Source organism: Acinetobacter sp. V2 (genome assembly GCF_001188385.1).
In the GTDB taxonomy this organism is placed as follows: Bacteria; Pseudomonadota; Gammaproteobacteria; order Pseudomonadales; family Moraxellaceae; genus Acinetobacter; species Acinetobacter oleivorans.
Genome location: NZ_JZFB01000012.1, coordinates 11,343 through 11,999 on the forward strand (window position 1 = coordinate 11,343; position 657 = coordinate 11,999).

Consider the following 657-nt stretch of genomic DNA (forward strand, 5'->3'; position numbering starts at 1 on the left):
ACTTGCTCGTGCCGTAGATGATTGTGTTTTGCTGGGTGTAAACAGTAATAAGCAGTTCTTGGTCAATTTATTACGCCATCCGGTTGTTGTTGCTGGTGATACCAATACCGCATTTATTCAGCAGCATTTTCAAAACGACAGTAGCCTACATAAGCAGGTTTTATCTTTAGAAAATTTAGCGATTGCTGCTGCATTATTTAGTCAAAGTAAAGTGACTGCGGTGTGGCAAACTGGGCTTGGAGTGCCATTACCATTAAAACTTAAATATGATGATCAGCAAATTCAATTGCAGCTTTCATCTGTAAATAACACGTTTACGGCACAGCTTTGTGATCAAACAGTTTGTATTGAAGTGCTTGAGAGAACACCAGAGCAATTATTTTATTTAATTGATGGCGTACGTCGCCGTGTGCAATATGTATTGGATGGTGATCAGCTTTACTTAGATCGAGAGAATGGCAATGTTTTGATACGCAATGTGACCTATGCCGCGCCAGAAACTGCTGATGTAGCGGGAGACGGCAAAATTCGAGCACCGATGGATGGTGCTGTGGTAAATATTTTGGTTAATAAAGGCGATCAAGTTGTGAAAGGCCAAACCTTACTAGTGCTTGAGGCTATGAAAATTCAACAGCAGATTAAATCTGATGTGGATGG

The 657-nt window shown here is 40.6% G+C and carries 1 protein-coding gene; it reads left to right on the plus strand.

Annotated elements, in window-relative coordinates:
• Positions 1 to 657: biotin/lipoyl-containing protein (locus UC75_RS22465; RefSeq protein ID WP_228137502.1), on the plus strand; the 657-nt coding region annotated here is incomplete at both ends.